21 protein-coding genes and 1 pseudogene are annotated in these 19,371 nt (G+C 57.7%); 9 read left to right on the top strand and 13 right to left on the bottom strand.

What is annotated here, in order from left to right:
* Positions 1-15: 15 nt before the first annotated feature.
* A pseudogene (locus ACK9YZ_RS24210) lies at positions 16-282 on the top strand (SAM-dependent methyltransferase); the annotation flags it as partial.
* Here ACK9YZ_RS24210 and ACK9YZ_RS24205 read toward each other — a convergent pair.
* Entirely contained in the window at positions 223-1,047 is an 825-nt protein-coding gene (locus tag ACK9YZ_RS24205; protein ID WP_416068494.1) for a MipA/OmpV family protein, read from the bottom strand. The pseudogene ACK9YZ_RS24210 and the gene ACK9YZ_RS24205 sit on opposite strands and share 60 nt — an antisense overlap.
* A gap of 233 nt (positions 1,048-1,280) precedes the next feature.
* Between ACK9YZ_RS24205 and ACK9YZ_RS24200 the strand changes: the two genes are divergently transcribed.
* Positions 1,281-1,652, top strand: a complete 372-nt coding sequence (locus ACK9YZ_RS24200; protein WP_416067885.1) for an RT0821/Lpp0805 family surface protein — start codon at positions 1,281-1,283, stop codon at positions 1,650-1,652.
* 400 nt (positions 1,653-2,052) lie between these two features.
* Positions 2,053-2,307: a hypothetical protein gene (locus ACK9YZ_RS24195; protein WP_216759330.1), complete on the top strand. Its 255-nt coding sequence runs from the start codon at positions 2,053-2,055 to the stop codon at positions 2,305-2,307.
* A 121-nt stretch (positions 2,308-2,428) separates the two neighbouring features.
* Here ACK9YZ_RS24195 and ACK9YZ_RS24190 read toward each other — a convergent pair whose 3' ends face one another.
* The 6 genes from ACK9YZ_RS24190 to ACK9YZ_RS24165 all read right to left on the bottom strand — a co-directional run bounded on the left by ACK9YZ_RS24190 (position 2,429) and on the right by ACK9YZ_RS24165 (position 7,247).
* Positions 2,429-3,757, bottom strand: a complete 1,329-nt coding sequence (locus ACK9YZ_RS24190; RefSeq protein WP_416067884.1) for an ATP-binding protein — start codon at positions 3,755-3,757, stop codon at positions 2,429-2,431.
* On the bottom strand, positions 3,754-4,413 hold the full coding sequence (locus ACK9YZ_RS24185; protein WP_416067883.1) for a response regulator: 660 nt from the start codon (positions 4,411-4,413) through the stop codon (positions 3,754-3,756). The genes ACK9YZ_RS24190 and ACK9YZ_RS24185 overlap by 4 nt, the downstream gene beginning before the upstream one ends.
* Positions 4,414-4,702: 289 nt before the next feature.
* Positions 4,703-5,398 carry an outer membrane protein gene (locus ACK9YZ_RS24180; RefSeq protein ID WP_416067882.1) on the bottom strand — a complete coding sequence of 232 codons (696 nt, stop codon included), beginning with the start codon at positions 5,396-5,398 and terminating at the stop codon, positions 4,703-4,705.
* Entirely contained in the window at positions 5,395-6,150 is a 756-nt protein-coding gene (locus ACK9YZ_RS24175) for a methyltransferase family protein (protein ID WP_416067881.1), read from the bottom strand. Before ACK9YZ_RS24175 ends, ACK9YZ_RS24180 begins: the two co-directional genes overlap by 4 nt.
* A 5-nt stretch (positions 6,151-6,155) precedes the next feature.
* Complete coding sequence (gene cmoA / locus ACK9YZ_RS24170) at positions 6,156-6,917, bottom strand: carboxy-S-adenosyl-L-methionine synthase CmoA (RefSeq protein WP_416067880.1); 762 nt, start codon at positions 6,915-6,917, stop codon at positions 6,156-6,158.
* Between the two features lie 57 nt (positions 6,918-6,974).
* Entirely contained in the window at positions 6,975-7,247 is a 273-nt protein-coding gene (locus ACK9YZ_RS24165; RefSeq protein WP_216759336.1) for a hypothetical protein, read from the bottom strand.
* 136 nt (positions 7,248-7,383) lie between these two features.
* On the opposite strand from ACK9YZ_RS24165, the gene ACK9YZ_RS24160 reads away from it, so the two are divergent.
* The 3 genes from ACK9YZ_RS24160 (at position 7,384) to ACK9YZ_RS24150 (ending at position 10,442) form a co-directional block, all read left to right on the top strand.
* The gene (locus ACK9YZ_RS24160; protein ID WP_416067879.1) at positions 7,384-9,177 is read left to right on the top strand and encodes a glycosyltransferase family 8 protein; all 1,794 of its coding nucleotides are present in this window, start codon (positions 7,384-7,386) and stop codon (positions 9,175-9,177) included.
* 35 nt (positions 9,178-9,212) lie between these two features.
* Positions 9,213-9,899: a glycosyltransferase gene (locus ACK9YZ_RS24155; protein ID WP_416067878.1), complete on the top strand. Its 687-nt coding sequence runs from the start codon at positions 9,213-9,215 to the stop codon at positions 9,897-9,899.
* Between the two features lie 297 nt (positions 9,900-10,196).
* Positions 10,197-10,442, top strand: coding sequence for a hypothetical protein (locus ACK9YZ_RS24150; RefSeq protein ID WP_416067877.1), 246 nt, complete (start codon positions 10,197-10,199; stop codon positions 10,440-10,442).
* Between the two features lie 80 nt (positions 10,443-10,522).
* Here ACK9YZ_RS24150 and ACK9YZ_RS24145 read toward each other — a convergent pair whose 3' ends face one another.
* Both ACK9YZ_RS24145 and ACK9YZ_RS24140 read right to left on the bottom strand, forming a co-directional pair.
* The gene (locus ACK9YZ_RS24145; RefSeq protein ID WP_416067876.1) at positions 10,523-11,875 is read right to left on the bottom strand and encodes a GAF domain-containing protein; all 1,353 of its coding nucleotides are present in this window, start codon (positions 11,873-11,875) and stop codon (positions 10,523-10,525) included.
* The gene (locus ACK9YZ_RS24140; protein WP_416067875.1) at positions 11,872-12,357 is read right to left on the bottom strand and encodes a pyridoxamine 5'-phosphate oxidase family protein; all 486 of its coding nucleotides are present in this window, start codon (positions 12,355-12,357) and stop codon (positions 11,872-11,874) included. Before ACK9YZ_RS24140 ends, ACK9YZ_RS24145 begins: the two co-directional genes overlap by 4 nt.
* A 304-nt stretch (positions 12,358-12,661) precedes the next feature.
* Here ACK9YZ_RS24140 and ACK9YZ_RS24135 point away from each other — a divergent pair, with 304 nt between their 5' ends.
* From ACK9YZ_RS24135 to ACK9YZ_RS24125, 3 genes are read left to right on the top strand one after another with little or no spacing between them, the layout of a single operon-like run.
* On the top strand, positions 12,662-13,477 hold the full coding sequence (locus ACK9YZ_RS24135; protein ID WP_416067874.1) for an arylamine N-acetyltransferase family protein: 816 nt from the start codon (positions 12,662-12,664) through the stop codon (positions 13,475-13,477).
* A gap of 39 nt (positions 13,478-13,516) precedes the next feature.
* On the top strand, positions 13,517-14,128 hold the full coding sequence (locus tag ACK9YZ_RS24130; protein ID WP_416067873.1) for a YceI family protein: 612 nt from the start codon (positions 13,517-13,519) through the stop codon (positions 14,126-14,128).
* A 30-nt stretch (positions 14,129-14,158) separates the two neighbouring features.
* Positions 14,159-14,365 carry a hypothetical protein gene (locus ACK9YZ_RS24125; RefSeq protein ID WP_416067872.1) on the top strand — a complete coding sequence of 69 codons (207 nt, stop codon included), beginning with the start codon at positions 14,159-14,161 and terminating at the stop codon, positions 14,363-14,365.
* A 145-nt stretch (positions 14,366-14,510) separates the two neighbouring features.
* Here the strand turns inward: ACK9YZ_RS24125 and ACK9YZ_RS24120 are convergent, their stop codons facing one another.
* From ACK9YZ_RS24120 to ACK9YZ_RS24105, 4 genes are all read right to left on the bottom strand, one after another.
* Entirely contained in the window at positions 14,511-15,356 is an 846-nt protein-coding gene (locus ACK9YZ_RS24120) for a carbohydrate ABC transporter permease (protein ID WP_216759345.1), read from the bottom strand.
* Positions 15,357-15,362: 6 nt separating this feature from the next.
* Positions 15,363-16,280 carry a carbohydrate ABC transporter permease gene (locus tag ACK9YZ_RS24115; protein WP_416068493.1) on the bottom strand — a complete coding sequence of 306 codons (918 nt, stop codon included), beginning with the start codon at positions 16,278-16,280 and terminating at the stop codon, positions 15,363-15,365.
* A gap of 119 nt (positions 16,281-16,399) precedes the next feature.
* A complete protein-coding gene (locus ACK9YZ_RS24110) occupies positions 16,400-17,653 on the bottom strand; it encodes an ABC transporter substrate-binding protein (RefSeq protein WP_216759346.1) in 1,254 nt (417 codons plus the stop codon).
* A 570-nt stretch (positions 17,654-18,223) separates the two neighbouring features.
* Entirely contained in the window at positions 18,224-19,369 is a 1,146-nt protein-coding gene (locus ACK9YZ_RS24105) for an ABC transporter ATP-binding protein (RefSeq protein ID WP_216759347.1), read from the bottom strand.
* Positions 19,370-19,371: the final 2 nt, after the last annotated feature.

Here is a 19,371-nt window from a genome sequence, read left to right as displayed (position 1 = left end):
GACGGATCCGACGGAAAGCGCTTCCTGGCGCGCCGGCAAGAGGCTGCCGCACATTACGACGAACGCCTCTGCCGCATGTGGGAATTCTACCTTGCAAACGCCGAAGCCGCGTTCCGCGACGAAGATCTGGTGGTTTTCCAGATCCAGTTAAGCAAGCGCAACGATGTCATTCCCGTGAAGCGGGACTATATCGGCCAGCATGAGAAAGCGACAGCGCAGAGCTCAAAAGCCGATCTGGAAGGAGCGGTTGAGCGTGATACCGATGACGTTCTGATCAGCTGAGCCAAGTCTAGAGGTGATCGGACTGTCGGCAGCATCGCCCACCAGGCGGCTATATTTGTCGTAGATCTGCACGCTCCAGGCCGGTGAGAGCGTGTAGGTGGCGGCCACTGTGAAACCGATGGATTTGAGACCGCCATTCGCGTCGAACGCCTCGACGCGACCACTATTGGCGGCTTCCTCGGCGGAAACCGCGAAATTGCTGCGCATATAGGTGCCGTTTGCCAGAGACAGGCGCGGACCGGCAGACAGCAGCCAGCGATCGCCGACCGGCTGGAACCAATCGAGATAAAGATCTGCAAGCAGACCGTCGCCGCCCCACAGCGCCTGACGTGTTTCCGCCCGCACACGCAGTCGATCCTCTATCGGCCAGTATTGCGCAAAGACCCCGGCGTCCAGATTCCACTGGACCGAATGTAAACCCTGCAGTTCAGAATCGTCGAATGCCGACCGTCCGCCTCTCAGGCCGATGACGGGGCCGATTTCCACGCCGCCGATATCGAACAGCCCGTAGTCGATATTATCGTCCGGCGCGCTGTATTCAGGCGCTTCGCCGAGGCGCCGGAAATCGAAAGACGGCATCCCGCTGAAGGAAAGGTGCTTCGATCCTTCGTAAGAGGGACCGTACTCGATGGAACCTCCAAGTGTTATGATCCACTGGCTTTTTGAGGAGTTCGCATCCTGGCTCGAGGCAGGGTGAAAACCCATAAATATCAGCGGCAACGATACCGCCGCCACGCGAAATGATGCCCTGCCCGACGAGACCATATACGCCCTACTCCGCGCTTCAAGCGTCAGCGACAATCCCTTTTCGGAAGGGCGCTGCTGCTGCCTTTTAACGCAATTTCTGTTTCTTGCCAAAGTCAAGAGTTCACCGGTGCACGGGGAATGTCGGGAAGTTGCGGCGAGATCCGTGGCCGGACCGACATGGATTTCCATCTTCGTCCGGACCTCGCCACAATTGGATGGCAGGTGAACATCAAAAGAGAGTTGCAACATATATGCCTGCCAATATTTACCGAATAGCGCTCGTCTGTTTGATCGTGATCCCGGCACTCAATGCTTGTTCTCACTCCGAGCCTCTCGAAACAGCGATCACGTCACCGGTCGTCTCCAAGGCCGTTCCGCAAACCGACCAAGCGGTAATTGCGGACGCGGTTGGCCAGGGGACAGTTGGCTCAAGTCCTCTGGCTTGGGCGAATCCTTCGACGGGCAGCGCCGGCGTCATTGATCAGATCGATGCTAGCAGCGATGGTGCGCAGGGATGCCGCAGCTTCGTCACCAGTCAGCAAACTCTTGATGGAATGACACGTTTTGTCGGCGTGGCGTGCCGCTCAGGAAATTCCTGGAAGATGAGTAGCGTGCCCCAATAGTCTCAGCTGAGGCATCAAGGGTGAGTGGCGGTGCAGTGGCGTGTCCTTTGGGTCTTCGGCCATGATCGGCAGGCAACCACTACTCAGATGACAAGCAATCGGATTACAGTTGCGGGACTAGCCACGGTTTTGGTCCCGCTTAGATGGTCCGCGCGGTGTTCACTGTGGCTGATCGCCAGATCGAACTCACCAACCCATTCTGAACGCGCGCGAAACTGCCAACGCTCCCCCTAGAGCTGCGCGCGTTTGGTTGGTCGCTACCGGAGAATATGTTACGACCTTTTAGTGTGGCAGCCTCTCCTGATTGCAGAATTGCTAAGCGTTAACCTTTCATTAACCATGGCTCCTTAGCGTCCGGAAAGTGAAACAATATTGTCCGGCTATTTTCGAGGAGGGTGCCATGTCGCTCGTAACCGTGCCCGGTAAAATTCGCCTCTATGGCGGTCACGCTATCCTGATCATGACGGAAGGAAACCTGCACCAGGCAGTATGCATCACCGACGATGCAATGCCTGCCGGTGAAGGCGACGTTATGCAAGGGCTCCTTCAGTATCTTCATGTTTATGAGGATATCGCCGATCGCAAGTTCTCAGACGGCGAACTGGCATATGATGGACGGGTGTGGATTACCTCCTCCGACATCAAGCCACACTGAAGAGCGGAGCCGATTTCGACTTCGCCAGTTATAAATGAATCTCTGGCGCGGGAGCGACAAGGTCACCTCCTTCGTCGAGGAGCAATCTCGTTCCCGCCGGGCGCCACGACGCCAACCGTCATCACGGAAGGAGGATCCGGGCCTCGAATCCATCCACCCGACCGCTTGCAGGCGATTGAAGCTCGAGTACTCCGCCCATCTGCCGGACGATCGTGTCGGCGATCGCGAGGCCAAGCCCCGAACCCTTGGCGGAGGTCGCACCGCGACGAAACCGCAATTTCAAGCCTTTGAGATCGGTCGGAGAGAGCGCCGGGCCGTCGTTGGCGATGCCAATGATACCTTCATCGTCGACGGAAATCCTGATCCGGCCACCCGGCTCTCCATGAACAACTGCGTTTTCGATGAGATTGCTTACGACAATGCCAAGCGCGTCAACATCGACAGCACGCATCAGTGGTTTGGTCGAACTTGCGTAAACGAGCCGCTGCGTCGTTGCTGAATCGTGCCTGTAGTCGCCTATGATCAGATCGAGCACACGCCGGATGTCGGTCATGACCGCGGTCTGCCCAAGGCCGGCCTCCGCCCGTGCGAGCTGCAAGAGCTTTTCGGACGTGTGTCCAAGCTTGGTGAGTGCTCGCTCTATATTGCGCGCCCGCGCCTTCAAGGCCCCGTCCGGCAGCTCGGCCAGAAGCCTTTGCGTCTGCGCCAAGGCTCCAGCCACAGGCGTACGCAGTTCGTGCGCGCTGTGGGTGGCAAACTCCCTTTCGGCATCGATCGTGGCACGCACTCGCTGAAGCAAAAGGTTGACCGACTGGGCGATCGGTTTCAGTTCTCGAGGCGTCGTCTCAGTCTCGACCGGCGATAGGTTTCCCCCGTTCTTTTCCGAGATCGCTTCGCGCAGCCTATTGATAGGGTCCACCGCTCTTCCCGTAATCCACGCCATCAAGAGCAAGCTGAGCGGCAGCAAGACGGCAAGGGGGATGAGCATGGTCACCGCACTTTCGCGGACTGCCTCACGCCGATTGCTGAACTTGTCGGCGACCTGCAGGAATATCGCACCATTTGTACTGGCAGCCGTGTAGAAACGGTACTTTTCGGAATCATGAAAGCCGACCGTCAGTGGCACATCGAAGGGCTCCGCGGGAGCGTCTTTCGAGCGGAAGAGAATGTGCCCATCTGCTGCGCGCACATGATAGACCAGATATTCTCGGGCGTGAGGGGTCGCCGGCGCCCGCTCTTGCTGATCGCTGTCCTGAATATCCGGAATCCGCCCCTCCTCGACGATCGCCAGCAGTCGTTCGGCAGTTTCCTCGAGCGCATTATCGAAGACCTCGTCAAACTCCGAGCGCATCACATGGATCCCAAGTCCGATGGCCCCAAGCCAGAAAGCGACCATGACGCCCGAAAGCGCGGTCATGAGCGGCCAGATGATGCTGCGGCTTTTCGTCATTCAACCATCAGCATATAGCCGATGCCGCGCGCTGTCCTGATCTTCTCCATGCCGATCTTCTTGCGCAGCCTGCTGATGTAGACCTGCACCGTATTGCTCTCGACCTCCTCGCCGAACGCATAGAGGGCTTCCTCGATGCGCTTCTGCGTCACTAACTTTCCCGGCCTCTGGACAAGCAGATCGAGCAACGCCCATTCGCGTGGGGTCAACTGAACGTCCTGTCCGCTGACCGTGATCGAATGCGTTGCTCGTTCAATCACGATGTCAGCAACTTGGACGATGTTTTGCGGACGCCCCTCGTAGCGACGACGGACGGCAAGGATCCGTGCTTCGAGCTCATCGAGGTTGAACGGCTTGATCAGATAGTCATCAGCGCCTGCGTTAAGACCGGCGATGCGGTCGGAAATCTGATCACGCGCAGTCAGGACGATTACCGGTGCATCGCCTCCCCACGCCCGGAAGTGCTCCAGGAGAACGAGCCCGTCGCCGTCGGGAAGCTGCAGATCGAGGAGGACGAGGCCGTACTCGACAGATTTGCTCGCAGCCTCGGCATCGACGATCGTGCGGACCCAGTCCGTCGCATAGCCGGCCGTGTTGGTGTGGTCTCGAACGGCCTCGCCGATGAGGTCGTCGTCTTCGACCAAGAGTATGCGCACGTTCCACCCCCTTAGTTCAATGTAGAGCGAGCTCCGTGCCTGTGTCGATGGACCGGCTTTGGACCCGCGAGAGCCTCCGGACAAGCTCGCGCAAACCTTATGTTGGTCTGCAACGCGACAGACAGCATGGACCCAACGCCTTACAAGAACTTAAGCCGCCGGCAGATATCGCCAAGAGCGACCAACGTACGCAGCAGCAGACAAGGCCTTCTCCCACACGCAGTCCGAAGCCGCTGCAGGTGAAGGCCAAGACGACCAACGTGCGAAGGTCACGTCGGCGCCATATGCATTACCAGTGGTATGAAATGCCGACATTAACCGCATTGGTGACGATGTTTGTCTTCAGGCGGTCGCCGCTGTCGATCGGAACGTCGACGCGCGAATAGGTGCCCTTATATTCCACGAAGGTCGACCAGTGGTCGGTGACGCGGAAGTCGACGCCGGCCTGCGCCTGGAAGGTCACGCCGCCGAATTCGTAGTCGAAGGTCGTGCCCTGGGGACGGGTGACTTCGACATGCGGAATGTTCACGCCGACACCGGCACCGAGATAGGGTGTCCAGGGCCGCGCCGGGTCCTTGAAGCGGTAGAGGCCGTTGACCGTCACAAGGTTCAGGCCGTCGGTGAATTCGAAATGCGTCCAGCCCGGCGAACGCGCCATGGTTTCGTCGTCGGCATAGACCTTGTCATGGGTGTAGTCGAGCGACACGCCCCAGTTCGTCAGGTTGAAGTCGCCGAGCCACCAGGTGACACGGCCGCCGTAATAGGGCGGGCTGCCGAAGGACTTGCCTTCCCAGCCGGCGCTGAAGGAAGTGCCGTCGGAAACGTCGACGTGGCTGTGCGGTGCCGTCTGGTAACCGCCGTAGATGGAAAATTCCAGATCTTCGGCGGAAGCCGTGCCGGCAATCGATACAAGAGCGGAAAACGCAATGCCTGCCAGAAGCGAGGTGGCCAGAAGCGAGGTGGAAAGGCGCAAGTCGGGTCTCATTGAATACCTTCAGTCTTGATTTCTTCAAATACACCACGCTTTTTGAAGGCACTGACTAATCCCGTGAGGGCGAGAACCGCCCCAAAAAGCAATCCCAGCACGATTGCAAAGGCTCGTTCCTGTTCCGTAATCGAGCCGAGTGCGACCTTATAAAACTCGGTTGCCAACAGCGCGATAAAGGTTGACGACACCGTGGAATAGTCTTTTGCCACCACCCGTTTCAGATTGAACGCCATCCCTCTCGTCGATTCGTCGAAGGCGTCGAGCTTCAATCCCCATCGCGGGACATCTCGGCAGTAGGCTTTGTAAGCGGCGCCGAACTTATCGTGCAGGAACGCTTCTTCGGCGTAGACAATGCACTGATAGATAAAGGCAAAGAGAGTGCATCCGACCGCGATTGCGAACGGATTGCCGTGGAAGACAAACAGTCCGACGTAGATCAGCATGTTGCCGACGTAAAGCGGATTTCTGCAGACGCCGAACATGCCCTCGGTGACAAGGTCATCGGCATAGACACGTTTGTTCAAGCCGCCCCGCCTGATGTAGGCATAGCCAATAACGCTCGCCCTCAAAATCAGCCCACTGAGCACGATGAGCAGGGCCACCATGTCCTTCGGCAGCTCGAGAGCAGGATTTCCCAATGGCGCGGTCGAGGGCGGCACAGCGGCAAAGAGTGCGATAATGATCAGTGGGAAAGCCTGATTGCGATATTTGAAGAAGAACGTGCCGATCCTCAGCATAAAGTATTTCATGATGCTCACTTGATTGCGACGATCCCGCAGAAATTGTACCAGCGGAAAAAGACCTCGGTGCTTTTGAAGCCAGCCTCACGAAGAAGCTGGATGTTTTCGTCCAACCGGTAAGGAATAAGGACATTTTCCAGCGCCTCCCGCTTCTTCGAAATTTCGATTGTGGAGTAGCCGTTCCGTCGCTTGAAATCATAATAATGGTCTATGAACAGGCGGTTGAATGTCGTGTCTTCGCTGGTTAGCTTTTCAACCAGGAGCAGGCACCCCTGCTCGTTGAGCCCGTCGTAAATTGTCCGCATGACCCGCTCGCGGTAGAGAGGCCGAACAAACTGCAGCGTCAGCACCATCGTTACGACGCTTGCCTTCTCAATCGAGAATCCGCGATGGAGGTCGACCGTGTGAAGATCGATGGAGCGGTTGGTTCCGGACTCCGCGATCTTTTCTGCAGCTTTCTTCAGCATCTCCGGAGCATTGTCGATTCCGACGAAATCGATGTGATTGTCAACTTCACGGTCCAGCGCCAGAAGGGTCGTGGCCGTGGAGCAGCCGATATCATAGAGCTTCGACTGGGGCTGCGCGAAATCCCTGGCGAGCTCGCAGACCATCCGTTGCATCTCGCCATAAAAAGGAACCGATCGGCTGACCATATCGTCAAAGACATTCGCGACGGTCGAATTGAACGAAAAGTCGGCAACGGAATCGTGTTCTTCGGCGAAAACTTCGTCTCGCGAATTGGTATGCAATATTAGACGGTTAGACTGTTCGGTCATATCCGCTCCGGTGTTCAATGAATGGAAATCGGGCGCGTCTTTCCCCGGCCCATTGCGTCACAAAACGTTAACATCGAATCCTGACAATAGGCTGAAGGCTCCACAGCATCGCTCCACCAGGAACCGTCGATGCTTTCGGTTAGCGAGGCTGCCAAGGCGCTCCAAGTCAGCGTCAAAACGTGAGAATGAGATGATCTTCTCACCGCGCAGATTGTCGATGCCGATCTTGCTCTTGACGCCTGCGATCACGGAGGCCGTAGGCTCCACACCGTGCCGGTTGTCGGCGAGGCTGCCGCGAATACCAAAAGAGGTAAAACCCTCTGATGGCATTGACAAAACTCTCTTGCGCACAATGTTTGGGCCTTGAGGTGGTTAAGTTGAAATGACTTTTCCGAATTTTCATTGAATATCCAATCTCGAATAAGGCTCCTTTTGTCGTTGAATACTGCATATCTCAGGAGGTGGGATGTCGGTTCCTATACGCCGCAAGGCCATATACGTGTTTACGGATGCGCGAATGCTTCCGGCAGCCTGCTGCGCGCTTCTGTCTGTCGGACGCAACAGTCAAAGGAACGATATCAAGCCGGTCATTGTCGGCATCGATTTGCCTGAGGACCAGAAAGCTCGGGTTGCGACCTTCAACGCCGTCAACGGCATCGATATCGACGTCGTCGATTTCACCTTTCCCACCGATACGCCCGAGACGGCAGGCCGCTGGCACAAGTCGACGCTTGCGCGCCTCTATCTCGACAAGCTGATGGGCGAGGAACTCGAGCGCGTTCTTTACCTTGACGCGGATATATTGGCCGTCGCCAATGTCGATCCACTCTTCGATGTCGATCTCAATGGCAAGGCGATCGGCGCGGTTGACGACTACCGCATTGCCTTCCCCGACAAGATCGGACGGTTGGAGCGGGAGCTCGGCCTCGACCCGGGGGCGGGATATTTCAATGCCGGCGTCCTTCTCATGGATTGCGCCGCCATCCGGGCCGGCGGCTTTTTCGAGATGGCGCGTTCGCTGCTCAGATCAGGGCGATCCTTTGCCTCCAACGACCAGGATATTCTCAATATTGCCTTTCGCGGGATGTGGCAAAGGCTGGACAACCGCTGGAATGTCCAGACCGGTATCATGCCGTATATCCACAATGCTGTGCTCCTGCATTTCACCGGACGTCGCAAGCCGTGGCATCTTTCGGTGCAGGCTGGACAGTCGGACTATGCCGATATTTATAAGAACATGCTTTCGAAAACGCCGTGGTCGGGATTTGTCAGCCAGCGCAGTGGCTTCCGAAAGGCCGCCGACCATCTCCTGGCGCTCGGCAAGCGCGCCGGCGCGATGAACCGCGCGCGACAACTGAAAGCACATTTTGGCGCGAGTGAGGTCCCTAGTGCTGACAGGAGCCCCGGATCCGAAAATTCCCGAAGCCCCGTCTTTCACACGCAGGGCGCCGATGCGTGGCGCGCATTCTTCAATCGCTACTCGCACATCGTTCTGGTCGCCAATAGCGAGGCGCTCGATCCGCAGTCGATGCGGACGGAGTTTCCCGGAGATACGTTGTTCGTCTTCTTCAACAAGGTCTACAAGGTTCTCGACGACAGTTTTCCCGGGCATGCCATTCTTGTGGCGCGTAGCGGCATGATGGGCGCCAATATCGTCCATCGGCGGGAGGTGGACGAGGTCCTGAAATTCTTCACGTCTGACAAGTTCCTCGGCGTTCTGAATATCCGTACGGCACCCGAGGAACGCTTCAGCCCCGTCGGCGCATTCAAGGGTGCGACAGTCATGTACAGTGATCTCGAGATGCTGATGTCGGGGCACTATCCGCCGGACAAGATTCCGACGAGCGGCTTTGCGCTGGTTGTGTGGATGCGCGAGCTTGAGGTGACACCAAAGATCGTGCTCGCCGGATTTTCCGGGAAACGGAGTGCGCGCTGGAAGGTCTTCGACGTTCATGACTGGACATTCGAGCGGATCTATTTCGGGATTCTGGCGCGAAGAGGTATCATCACCAGCGCCGAACATGCCGGGCCGTCACGCTTCGATCTTCTGACCCGGCAATTTCCGGATGCGGAAAGCGAGGAGATCCAGAGGGCGATCAACGACGCACTTTCGACGCGTCTCGATCACGCGCTGACCCTCATCGACGGCCTGATGTCGCTAACCAAATGGCAGCGGGCGCTCGATCAGGCCTTCCGCAAGGCGCGGCCAAAGACCCGCAAGCAGCGCGCACTCGACCGCCAAAAGAAGCAAGCTTCCTGAAGGCAACACAGAATTCGTCCCACGGAGAAATTGATATGACCGATATCGTCAACATCTATGTTGGTTTTGATTCAAAGGAAGTTGTCGCCCATCACGTGCTATCACAGAGCATTCTGGAAAAATCGAGCGTGCCGGTGAGGATCACGCCGATCTACCTGCACAATATCGCAAGCATATTCACGCGTGAGCGCAACGCCCTGCAGTCGACGGAGTTCTCCTTCTCACGCTTCCTGACGCCCTATCTCAGTCGGTATGAGGGATGGAGCTTGTTCATGGATTGCGACATGCTTGCGCGCGCGGATATTGCCGAGCTCTGGGCGCTGCGCGATGAGCGCTATTCCGTCATGTGCGTAAAACACGATTACCAGCCGAAGGTCGAAACGAAATTTCTCGGCCAGGTACAGACGAAATACGAAAAGAAGAATTGGTCGAGCCTGATCCTCTTCAATAACGCGAAATGCAGGGCGCTGACGCCTGATTATGTCAACACCGCGACCGGGCTGCAGTTGCACCAGTTCAAGTGGCTCGACGGCGACGATTTGATCGGCGAGCTACCCATTATCTGGAACTATCTCGTCAACGAATATGACAAACGCGATGACGCCAAGATCGTGCATTTCACAGATGGCGGACCCTATTTCGACGAATACAGGAACGACGATTACGCCGAGGAGTGGTTCGCGACACGCGAGCGCATGCTACACGTCCAGCAGCGTGGCTGACCTGCAGCAGCAATGCTGGGCTGAGTCCGCCTGAGGCTCGCCGAGCGGCCGAGGATCATCACGAGAAGCTGAAGGAACTTCGCGGTCGACGACGGCCGTCGACCGCGACAGGAGGGCGCACCATACTTCAGATACTGAAGCCATTGCTGCGATGCGCGAAATTTGGAGACGCGCCGAATCACCTTTGATGAGGCATCGGCCGTACCACAGCAGCCTAACGGTTCAGGGTTGCAGCTTGTAAACTTTTCGCGGAAGATGGGTGGCGACCTATGGCGCAGCGAGCGTGGAGGTTCAATCGTGAACGATGGAAACCCCTTTATTGAAGTTGTGCTGGACGGCTTGGTAGCCGTCGTTATCTTCCTCAGTGCGGCAACCGTAGTCGCGATGGCAGCAGCATTTGCCTCCCTCATCACTCATGTTGCTGGAATTGTGGAAGAACCAGGCGCGACAGGTCCGCTAATTGCAACATCCTGCATTCTTTTACTGTCAACTCTCTTGTCGGTTCTCGCCTCAATAGCGGCTCAACGTCTCAGCTTCGGCTGATGGGCGATGTCGATTTTATCCCGATTATGGTTTCTGACACCAGCTTCAGCACGAGAGAATTGCCTGCCTGATTTGTCAATTCATGGGTAATCGCCTGCGGTCGCGTCGAGCGTGAGAGGTCCTTCCGCCTCCAGCTTTACCCGACCTCTTCCGACGCGAACGAGACGTATGGGCGCCTGCTTCTCTTCGAGCCGGCGACGCAACAGCAGGAGCCGGGTTTCGAGATTGTCCTTGATCTCCGGCATGCGGGCACCGGCCGCGAGCCGCATTTCCCGGTTCGTGAATTCGCTTCTGCCGTCGCTCAGATGCCAATCGAGCATCAGCCGCAGCAGGGTGCCGGCAACGCCCTTCACTATGTAGGCGCCGTCGACGAAAACGCTGTCGTCGAAGCGGTGATGAACGACGCGGACTTCTCGCCCAGCGGTAGCAGGTTCGGACAAACTGACCACCGGTTTCAATTCGGCGGCTGCCGCTTCCTGTTCGCTGGCCCTGAGGGCGCGGGCGGCCTGTCCCACCAGAATTTCGAGAGCAGCCTCGTCCTCTTCGCGGAAGGCGAGCCGCTCCGTGCTCTCGACGAAGAGTACGCCCGTCACCGTGCCGCGGACGGTCATGGGAACGGCAATCTGGCTCATAGCCGTCGGCAATTGTGGGAAAGCGACGATGCGCGTGACATTTTCAGCCCCGTCCGCCTCCAGACCGATCGCTTCGCCGAATCGACGCACGCGGCTCATATCGCTGACCTTGATCGTCTGGCCACTCGTTGCCGCAGCGCCGATCAATCCCTCGCTGCCGGCGATTTCCGATCCGAGGCCCGAGCGCTCGTAGCCGATGCTGCCGGTCGTGGTGAGGCAGCCGCGATGGTTGTCATGGATCAGCACGAGCGCATTATCGTATCCGAGAACGTGTTGGACGCCGCACAGCAGGCTTTCGATGATCTCATCGGCCTCCGCCTTTCCCTCGATGGCCTTGACCGCCTCGGAAAGGGCGGGAAGGCTGACAGGCGCACGGCCGGTCATGGGCGGAGCCGTTTCCACCGGCGAGGGAACCTTTTCGATCCCGTGCACCCGGAAAATATCGGCGCTCCTGAGCCGCATGACATCCGACATGCCGACCTGCGCGCTGCTCGCCTTGAGCTGGCGGGCGATCTTGTCGAACAGTGCGCCGGCATCGACAGAACGCACAAAACCGATATCGAGCAGGAACTGATCTCCAGTGAACCCGTCGACGACGATCAGCGTGACCTTGGGATTGGCGCGCACATTCGCCGCCGTCTTGGCGAAAAACTGGTTGGAGAGCGCGACATGCTCCTCATCGACCCGCACCACATGGGAGAGATAGGATATGTTCGGCATGCCATCGGCCGAGGCCGTGGCGATGATGGAGGGAATGACACCCTCGAAGCAGGCGGAAAGATCGGAAAGCCGCAGGTTCATTGAGACCTCGCGCCAGCCTGCGTGCCTGCCAGCATGCCGGCGAGCGGGCCGGGCGTCTGGACGTAGATTTCACTGATCACCAGCCGGGCGACCCGCGCTTGGCGCGCCGTCAGCCAAGGCGCGATAAGGCGTCGCGGCACGCCGAGGGATTCGAGCTCGTCCGTCGCCGCGGTCATAAAACGATCGGCACGATCGAGGTCGGGTGTTTCCGTTTCTCGCATCTCGGCAGACCCTTTCAGCTGAAAACTGACGTAATCCGACGGGCTGACGAAGGTGGCCGCGATCCGCCCGGTCTGCCGGATACAGGATTCGAGCCGTGGCCACTGCCAGGCAGAAAAGATGACGTCGATTGTCTCGCGGTCTTCCAGCAGATGGAAGCCGACGCCGCGTCCTGCCGAAGGGCGGCCGGTCTCGTCAGCCACAGCGAGGATGCACATCAGCGGCCGATTGAAAAAATCGAGCAGCCTGTCGTCGACCTTCATTGCCGTCCCCCGTTGCTTATCCCTGGTCTTCTTAGCAAACTTTTAGGATATTCGGCACGGCTTGCACATTCATTTAGGAACGGCGGTTTTCGCGGTGCGCTATAGAAGCGCCGCACCGGCTGGACGGCCTCAAAATCATCATTGCCCGTCGTCAGCGGCCTCGTGCCACCAGGCGAAAGACATCGGCGCACCGCCCGCATGCCGGAGCGCGGCACGGATTTCTACGTCGCATCACCAGAACCTGAACAACGGTCCATCGAAAGGAGACCGAAGGATGACACATGTCCCTTCGAATGAAAACGGAATGACCCTGACAGCAACGCAGCTCGATGCCTATCTGGCCCGGATCGGGATCGAGCGGCCGTCGCGTCTCGACATCGGCAGCCTGTCGCAGCTGCACCGCGCCCATCTCATGAGCTTTACATGGGAGACGCTGGACGCCTTCATGGGATGGCCCTCCGCGATCACCCCGGCTGCGGCCTTCACCAAGATGGTCGAGGGGCGGCGCGGCGGCTGGTGCTACGAGATGAACGGCCTCTTCGGCGCCGCGCTTGCAGCACTCGGCTTCCGTGTGACCCGTCTTTGCGGCGGCGTCGACCGGGAAAAGCTTGGCGACATCGCCATCGGCAATCATCTGACGCTGCGTGTCGACCTCGACCGTCCCTATCTCGCCGAAGTCGGCGTGGCGGACGCCATCGTCGAGCCGGTGCCGATCGCCGCCGGGCCGATCAGCCAGCGCGGTTTCGACTTCTCGATCATGCCGGCGGACGGTCGCTGGCTGCGCTTCAACAATCACGTGCGCGGCATCGCGAAAAGCTTCGACTTTCAGCCCGAATATAGCGATGAAGCCGCGATGGCCGCAGCGCACGGCTGGCTGATGCAGGATCCCGGCTCGCCGTTCACAAATGCGCTCGCGGTCCTGCGGCACACGGCGGACGGCTATGTCGCCCTTCAGAACGACCGCCTGCGCCGGGTAACGGCAAACAGCCTCAGCGAGCAGCGCATCACGAGCGCCGACCATATCTGCGACACGTTCGAGACCGTATTCGACCTCGACATTCCACAACCCGACCGCGTCTGGGAGCGCCTCCAGGCCATCAGCCGCGACAAGGCGGCCTGAGCCGATACCCCGCAACATTCCACGCCTGAGGAAACATCCATGCTTCGTATAACTGCATTCGCCCTTGCTCTTGCCTTGAGCACGATCCCCGCCCTTGCCACCGATCCGGCGCCGGGCGGGGCCTATAAGACCGACCCCTCGCATTCGAGCTTCAGCTGGTCGTTCAACCACTCCGGCCTGTCGCGCTACACCGCGCGCTTCACCAAAGTCGATGCGCGGCTCGACTGGAAGCCGGAAAAGCCGGAAACCTCCACGCTCTCCGTTACAATCGATCCGCTTTCGGTCCGCACCGACTATCCCTGGCCGGAAAAGGTCGACTTCGATGCGGAGATCGGCAGCGGGGAGACCTTCCTGGCAGCCAAGCCGATCACCTTCGTCTCCAAGACGATCCACGTGACGGGCGAGAAGACCGGCACCGTCGAAGGCCTCCTCTCCTTCCGCGGTGAGACGCACCCGGCAACGCTCGACGTCACGTTCAACGGTTCAATGGCCGAGCACCCGATGATGGGCGTCCCGAAGATCGGTTTCTCGGCGACCGGTAGGATCCGCCGCAGCCAATGGGGAATGGATTTCGCAATACCCGAACTTGGTGACGTCGTCACCTTCGCCATAGAAACGCAGATGGTGCCCGCTGATTACTCATTCCAGTAGAAACGAAATGAGATGCAGATCCGGCAGGACATGTGTCTCAATCCCGGCGGCCTGGTTGTGGTCGACAGCCGAAGCTGGCCCTGTGCGGAACTGCGGGTCGACTGGCTGGACGATGGCCGCCCGGTGGCTGCTGTTGGACGCGCTTGGGAAAGCTCTCAGCCACAGGCGAGCGCCTATGTCACCCGCGCGCTGGCCCCTTCGGCAGCGCCGTCCTATGGCGTCCCAGGCGACGAATGAGGATCAAGGCCGGTGGCTCGCTGGGTGGTGTCACGTCGTCTGCGGCTTAACGATCGAAGGGATAAAGACGACGTGACATCACCTTAGCCCACAGTTCATCAGTCTCTCGACTGAGCCTTGGACCAGGCCGGAGAATGGTTCGTTTTCAGCTCTTCACCGATCCGGCGGCCATTCCCGCGAGAAAGTAGCGTTGCGCAATCAGATACAGGACCAGAAGCGGGAGCGATCCGAGCACGCTCATCGCCATCATCTGGTTCCACTCAAACGCATGTTGGCCCATGAGCAATTCGATGCCGATGGGAACAGTCCGCATGTCCATCGACTTCGTCAAAGTCAGGGCAAAGAGGAATTCGTTCCATGCCAACAGAAACGTATAGACCGCAGTCGCCACGATGCCAGGCACCGACAAGGGGATGATCACACGCCACAGCGCCGTCCAGCTTGACCCGCCATCGACAAGCACTGCCTCATCGAGCTCCCTTGGCAGGGTATTGAGATAGCCGGTCATAAGAAGAATCGCATAAGGCAAGGTGAAGACCATGTAGGTCAGAATCAGCGCAAAATAGGTGTTGAAGATACCGAATGCGACGACCATGCCGAAATAGGGGATCAAAAGCGTGATCGGCGGCACGGTCTGCGTGCTGATGATGAACACATTCAGCGTTTTCTTGAGCCGGAATGAATACCGGCTGAAAGCATAGGCCGTCAGGATGGCGATCAGCACCGTCAGAACCGTTACCACTCCTGCGACGAGATAACTGTTGAGGAAGAAGCGAACCTTCGTTGGGTCGTTGAAGATCGCAAGATAGGCGACGCTGGTGAAACGGTCAGGCAGCAGCCGCGGCGGGAGGGCAAAGATCTCGGTGTTCGACTTCAAGGACGTGAAGAACATCCACAGGATCGGAAAGCCCGCGAAGACCAGCCCGACCGCCAGCCCGAGATATGTCAGCAGGGTCGGTACGATGGTGCGACTGAGAGAGCGTTTTGCCATTGCCGGTTACCTGGCCTTCTGATGTTTGATGTAGAAATATGTGGCGCCCATCGAGATGATCAGAATGAAGATTGCACTCGCCGACGCGCGCGAAAATTCGTAACTCGAAAACGCCAGTTTGTAGGTGTAGGTGCTGAGTACCTCGGTCGCATAGATCGGACCGCCTCCCGTCGTCATCCACACGAGGGGGAAGACCTGCATTGTCCAGATGAAATCAAGCAAGGCGATGCTGATGATGATCGGCATCAGTTGCGGAATGGTGATGTAGCGGAATTTCTGGAACTCGTTGGCACCGTCGATGCCGGCGGCCTCATAGAGATCCTTGGGAATGCCCTGAAGACCAGCGAGAAGGCTGACCATGTAGAGCGGGTATCCTGCCCAGATATTCGCAAAGGTCAGCGCATGCAGCGCGGTTTTCGTCGAAGAGAACCACTCGACCTTGAAGTCGATGATATGCAGCGTCATCAGGATACTGTTGACGACGCCGTTGGGATCAAGCAGCAGCCGCCAGATGATGGCGATGATGACAGCTGTGAAGAGCCACGGCAAAATGTAGAGAACCCGCAGAATGCTTCTGATCAGCGGATCGACACGCTGGCTGTTGAGCAAAAGGGCGAAGGCCAGACCGATCAGCAGATGGAAGATGACGCTCATCACCGTGAAGTAGAGGGTCTGCCCGACCGACTGCCAGAAAACCGGATCTCTGAAGATCGTCGCATAGTTCTGCAATCCGACGAAGGACGCGTCCTTTTTCGTGATCGCTCCGTCCATCAGCGAATAGCGCAGAACGGTGATCATGGGAAACAGCATCAGGAGGCAGAATAAAAACGTCGCTGGGGCAACATAAAAGTAGGGAACCAGCCTCTTTCTTACTTTGTAAGAGAGTAGGCCGTGCTTGCGCGTTTTTGATTGCGTCCGGATCATGGTTTCTGTGGCGAGGCTCATGAGAGGTAATTTTCTCCCTGGTCGTAACGCATTGCTTCGTCGCGATGCGGCGGCAGCGTGACAAAAGTCTGTCACGCTGCCGCCACCGTCTTGGGAGACTACTTGCTAAATTCGACCAACCATTGCTTCTGCGTATTGGCAGCCGCGTCCTTTGCGGTCTGCTGACCGTCGAACATTTTTTGAACTTCGACGTTCATCTGGCGCATGAGATCTTCGGCCACCGGCAATCCGACGAATTCGTTGGCCAGCTTCCCGCTTTGGAATATCTTGAAGGCTTCTTCAAACAGCGGGTCCGACTTGGAGAAATCGGGTTTGGCGTGGATATTGCCCGGGAAGGCGTTGGCGATCGACACGAGGCGGCTGTTCACTTCCGGGCTCATCAGATATTCGACGAGTTTCCAGGCTTCCGCCTTGTGCTCGCTTTTGTCGCTGATGCCGATACCCCAGGAAGCATAGGGCAGCCCGCGCTTGCCGGTATAGCCGTCGATGGCCGGAAGGGCGGAGATGCCGAACTTCAGATCAGGGTTTCGCTGGCGGATGAGATTGATGTGCGCCAACGAGTCGATCATCATGCCGACACGCCCGTTGACGAATTCTTCGACCTTGTCCTGCTCCTTCTTGGCAAAAATACCGGGCGAGATGACGCCGGCGTCCTGCAGCGACTTGATGTATTCAAGTGTGCCGACGACGGAGGCATTTTCCAGATCGGGCTTGCCATCCTTCAGCATGGATGCTCCAGATGCCCAGACCCAGGACATCACGTCATTCTGGATGCCGCCGGGATTTTGCAGCGACAGCGGCAGCACCCAACCATATTGGTTCTTGTCCGCATTGGTCATCTTCTTTGCGGCAGCGGCGAACTCCGTGCGGTTCGTCGGCATCTTTTCGACGCCGGCGGCCTTTGCCAGATCGAGGTTGACGAAAACCGGATAGACGAACGAGGCAAGCGGGAACATGACGCTTTGCCCGTTGACCTTGATGATGTCGGCGATCTGGCTCTGATCATATTTGGCATCAGCCATCAGGCTGTCCATCGAGGCGATTGCACCCTGCTTTGCCAAGCCGTTCACCCATGCGCCGTCGAGGCCGACGACGTCGCTGAGTGTCCCGGACGCCGCACCAACGACGATCTGATCATGGGTGGCAGAATAGGGACCGCTGACGAGCGTCACCTTGATGCCGGGGTTTTTGGCTTCAAAGTCGTCCATGATGCCTCTCAGAGCACCGGCGGGCATTTCTGGCTCCCACCATTGGATGAACTCGAGATTGGTCTGGGCAAAGGCGCAGGTGGCGCATAGTGCCCAGGCGGCTACAGCCGATTGAGCCGCCACGATAAATCTTCTGACGTTCATGTTTCCCTCCCTGAAAACGATATTTCACTCGATCCTCCCGATCGAGACCAAAGTAGGTTCCCTTAGGGGTCTGGCTGTCAATGAAGAACTGCAATCGGTAAAAGCAAGAAGGCTGCAGGAGCAAGAAAAATTAAGATAAGCTATTGATTAAATTGGATTTTAACCTCAGACTTTGAGATGTTTTTTCTTTCTAAGACATTTTCTCGTGTCTCATTTTTTCTTTACTTTCGTAAACAAATGAAAGCTGCGGCGCCCAAAGGAAAACAAATGAAAGGCTTGGCGGGCGACGAAAAGGGGGGCCAAGCTGCGTCGTGCTCGCCGTCGACATACGGCTTTAAAGCTGCATTCAGGCACCAACGAGCACCAGGGGAACCTGGCCTATGGCTGCACGGTCACAAGGTTACGAGACGGTGCGAGATCTTGCGATCTCGATACGAGAGCGCGCCAAGCCGCTACGCAAAAAGCAAGGAGCTTGGCGACGAATACGTCCGAGCAACGAAGCAAGCGTGCGATCTTGCGATCGCCACCGACCAGCTCCGCTATCGCGGTTCATCCTGGAGCGTTTCCGGGTTAAATTGCCAAATGCGTCCGGGGGTCGAAGAAGTGCAACTTGGACGTATCGATCGCCAGGTTGATCATTGCGCCCGGCTGGACCGGGCTGACGGCTTCGAACTTCGCTACGGCGTTTGCCGCACCGCTCAAGTCCTCGACGGCATCGGGATCGCCGGAATCGATCCGCACCGCGTCGATCTTCAAATGAACGATCAGTTCAGAGCCCAATTCCTCGATCGATTTTACAAGGGCCGGTATCGTCGGGTAGCGTGATCCCGATTCCAGACCGCTGTCGTAAAGATCTTCCGGGCGAATGCCGAAAATGATCGTTTGGCCCTCGAATGCCGCCAGACCGGGAGAGTGCTCAAATGCACTTGTCGCGACCGGTATGGAAAAGCTCGGCAGATCGATCCTGCCGTTCTGCAAGCGGCCTTCGAACAGATTCATGGACGGCGAGCCGATGAAACCCGCAACGAAGGCGTTGACCGGCCGGCTATACAATGTCTTTGGCGTGTCGACCTGCTGAAGGACACCGCCCTTCAAGACCGCAACCCGGTCGCCCATGGTCAAGGCTTCGGTCTGATCATGTGTCACATAGATCGTCGTCACACCGAGCTGCCTTTGCAGGCTGACGATTTCGGCGCGCATTTGCACGCGCAGCTTGGCGTCGAGATTTGACAGGGGCTCGTCCATGAGAAAGGCCGCCGGTTCCCGCACCATTGCGCGTCCCATGGCAACCCGCTGTCGTTGGCCACCGGAGAGCGCTGCCGGTTTGCTGTCGAGCAGCGTATGCAATTGAAGGATCTTTGCTATTTCGTGGACCCGCTTCGTGCGCTCGTCCTTGCTTTTCCCGGCAAGCTTCATCGAAAAGGCAATGTTGTCGAACACTGTCATATGCGGATAGAGCGCATAGTTTTGAAAGACCATCGCGATATCCCGGTCCTTCGGCGCGAGATCCTCGACATTCTCTCCGCCGATGCTCAGGGTTCCGCTGCTGATCTCCTCCAGCCCTGCGATCATGCGCAACGCCGTCGATTTTCCGCATCCCGAAGGACCCACGAGGATGAGGAACTCACCATCATTTATCGTCAGGCTAAGATCCTTGATCGCGTGGAATTTCGTTCCAAAGGTCTTGCAAATCTTGTCCAATACAACAACGGCCACGG

This window comes from Rhizobium sp. ZK1, from assembly GCF_047782645.1.
Classification (GTDB): Bacteria; Pseudomonadota; Alphaproteobacteria; order Rhizobiales; family Rhizobiaceae; genus Rhizobium.
Note: the sequence above shows the minus strand (reverse complement) of the source record. Positions and strands in the feature narration are given on the sequence as shown.

Bases quoted from the DNA above. Each gene is read 5' to 3' on its own strand.
- ACK9YZ_RS24155 (WP_416067878.1), top strand. From the start codon at position 9,213: ATGACCGATATCGTCAACATCTATGTTGGTTTTGATTCAAAGGAAGTT.
- ACK9YZ_RS24160 (WP_416067879.1), top strand. From the start codon at position 7,384: ATGTCGGTTCCTATACGCCGCAAGGCCATATACGTGTTTACGGATGCG.
- ACK9YZ_RS24180 (WP_416067882.1), bottom strand. From the start codon at position 5,398: ATGAGACCCGACTTGCGCCTTTCCACCTCGCTTCTGGCCACCTCGCTT.
- ACK9YZ_RS24175 (WP_416067881.1), bottom strand. From the start codon at position 6,150: ATGAAATACTTTATGCTGAGGATCGGCACGTTCTTCTTCAAATATCGC.
- cmoA (WP_416067880.1), bottom strand. From the start codon at position 6,917: ATGACCGAACAGTCTAACCGTCTAATATTGCATACCAATTCGCGAGAC.
- ACK9YZ_RS24115 (WP_416068493.1), bottom strand. From the start codon at position 16,280: ATGATCCGGACGCAATCAAAAACGCGCAAGCACGGCCTACTCTCTTAC.
- ACK9YZ_RS24190 (WP_416067884.1), bottom strand. From the start codon at position 3,757: ATGACGAAAAGCCGCAGCATCATCTGGCCGCTCATGACCGCGCTTTCG.
- ACK9YZ_RS24195 (WP_216759330.1), top strand. From the start codon at position 2,053: ATGTCGCTCGTAACCGTGCCCGGTAAAATTCGCCTCTATGGCGGTCAC.
- ACK9YZ_RS24135 (WP_416067874.1), top strand. From the start codon at position 12,662: ATGACCCTGACAGCAACGCAGCTCGATGCCTATCTGGCCCGGATCGGG.
- ACK9YZ_RS24130 (WP_416067873.1), top strand. From the start codon at position 13,517: ATGCTTCGTATAACTGCATTCGCCCTTGCTCTTGCCTTGAGCACGATC.
- ACK9YZ_RS24125 (WP_416067872.1), top strand. From the start codon at position 14,159: ATGTGTCTCAATCCCGGCGGCCTGGTTGTGGTCGACAGCCGAAGCTGG.
- ACK9YZ_RS24145 (WP_416067876.1), bottom strand. From the start codon at position 11,875: ATGAACCTGCGGCTTTCCGATCTTTCCGCCTGCTTCGAGGGTGTCATT.
- ACK9YZ_RS24110 (WP_216759346.1), bottom strand. From the start codon at position 17,653: ATGAACGTCAGAAGATTTATCGTGGCGGCTCAATCGGCTGTAGCCGCC.
- ACK9YZ_RS24205 (WP_416068494.1), bottom strand. From the start codon at position 1,047: ATGGTCTCGTCGGGCAGGGCATCATTTCGCGTGGCGGCGGTATCGTTG.
- ACK9YZ_RS24165 (WP_216759336.1), bottom strand. From the start codon at position 7,247: ATGCCATCAGAGGGTTTTACCTCTTTTGGTATTCGCGGCAGCCTCGCC.
- ACK9YZ_RS24200 (WP_416067885.1), top strand. From the start codon at position 1,281: ATGCCTGCCAATATTTACCGAATAGCGCTCGTCTGTTTGATCGTGATC.
- ACK9YZ_RS24140 (WP_416067875.1), bottom strand. From the start codon at position 12,357: ATGAAGGTCGACGACAGGCTGCTCGATTTTTTCAATCGGCCGCTGATG.
- ACK9YZ_RS24120 (WP_216759345.1), bottom strand. From the start codon at position 15,356: ATGGCAAAACGCTCTCTCAGTCGCACCATCGTACCGACCCTGCTGACA.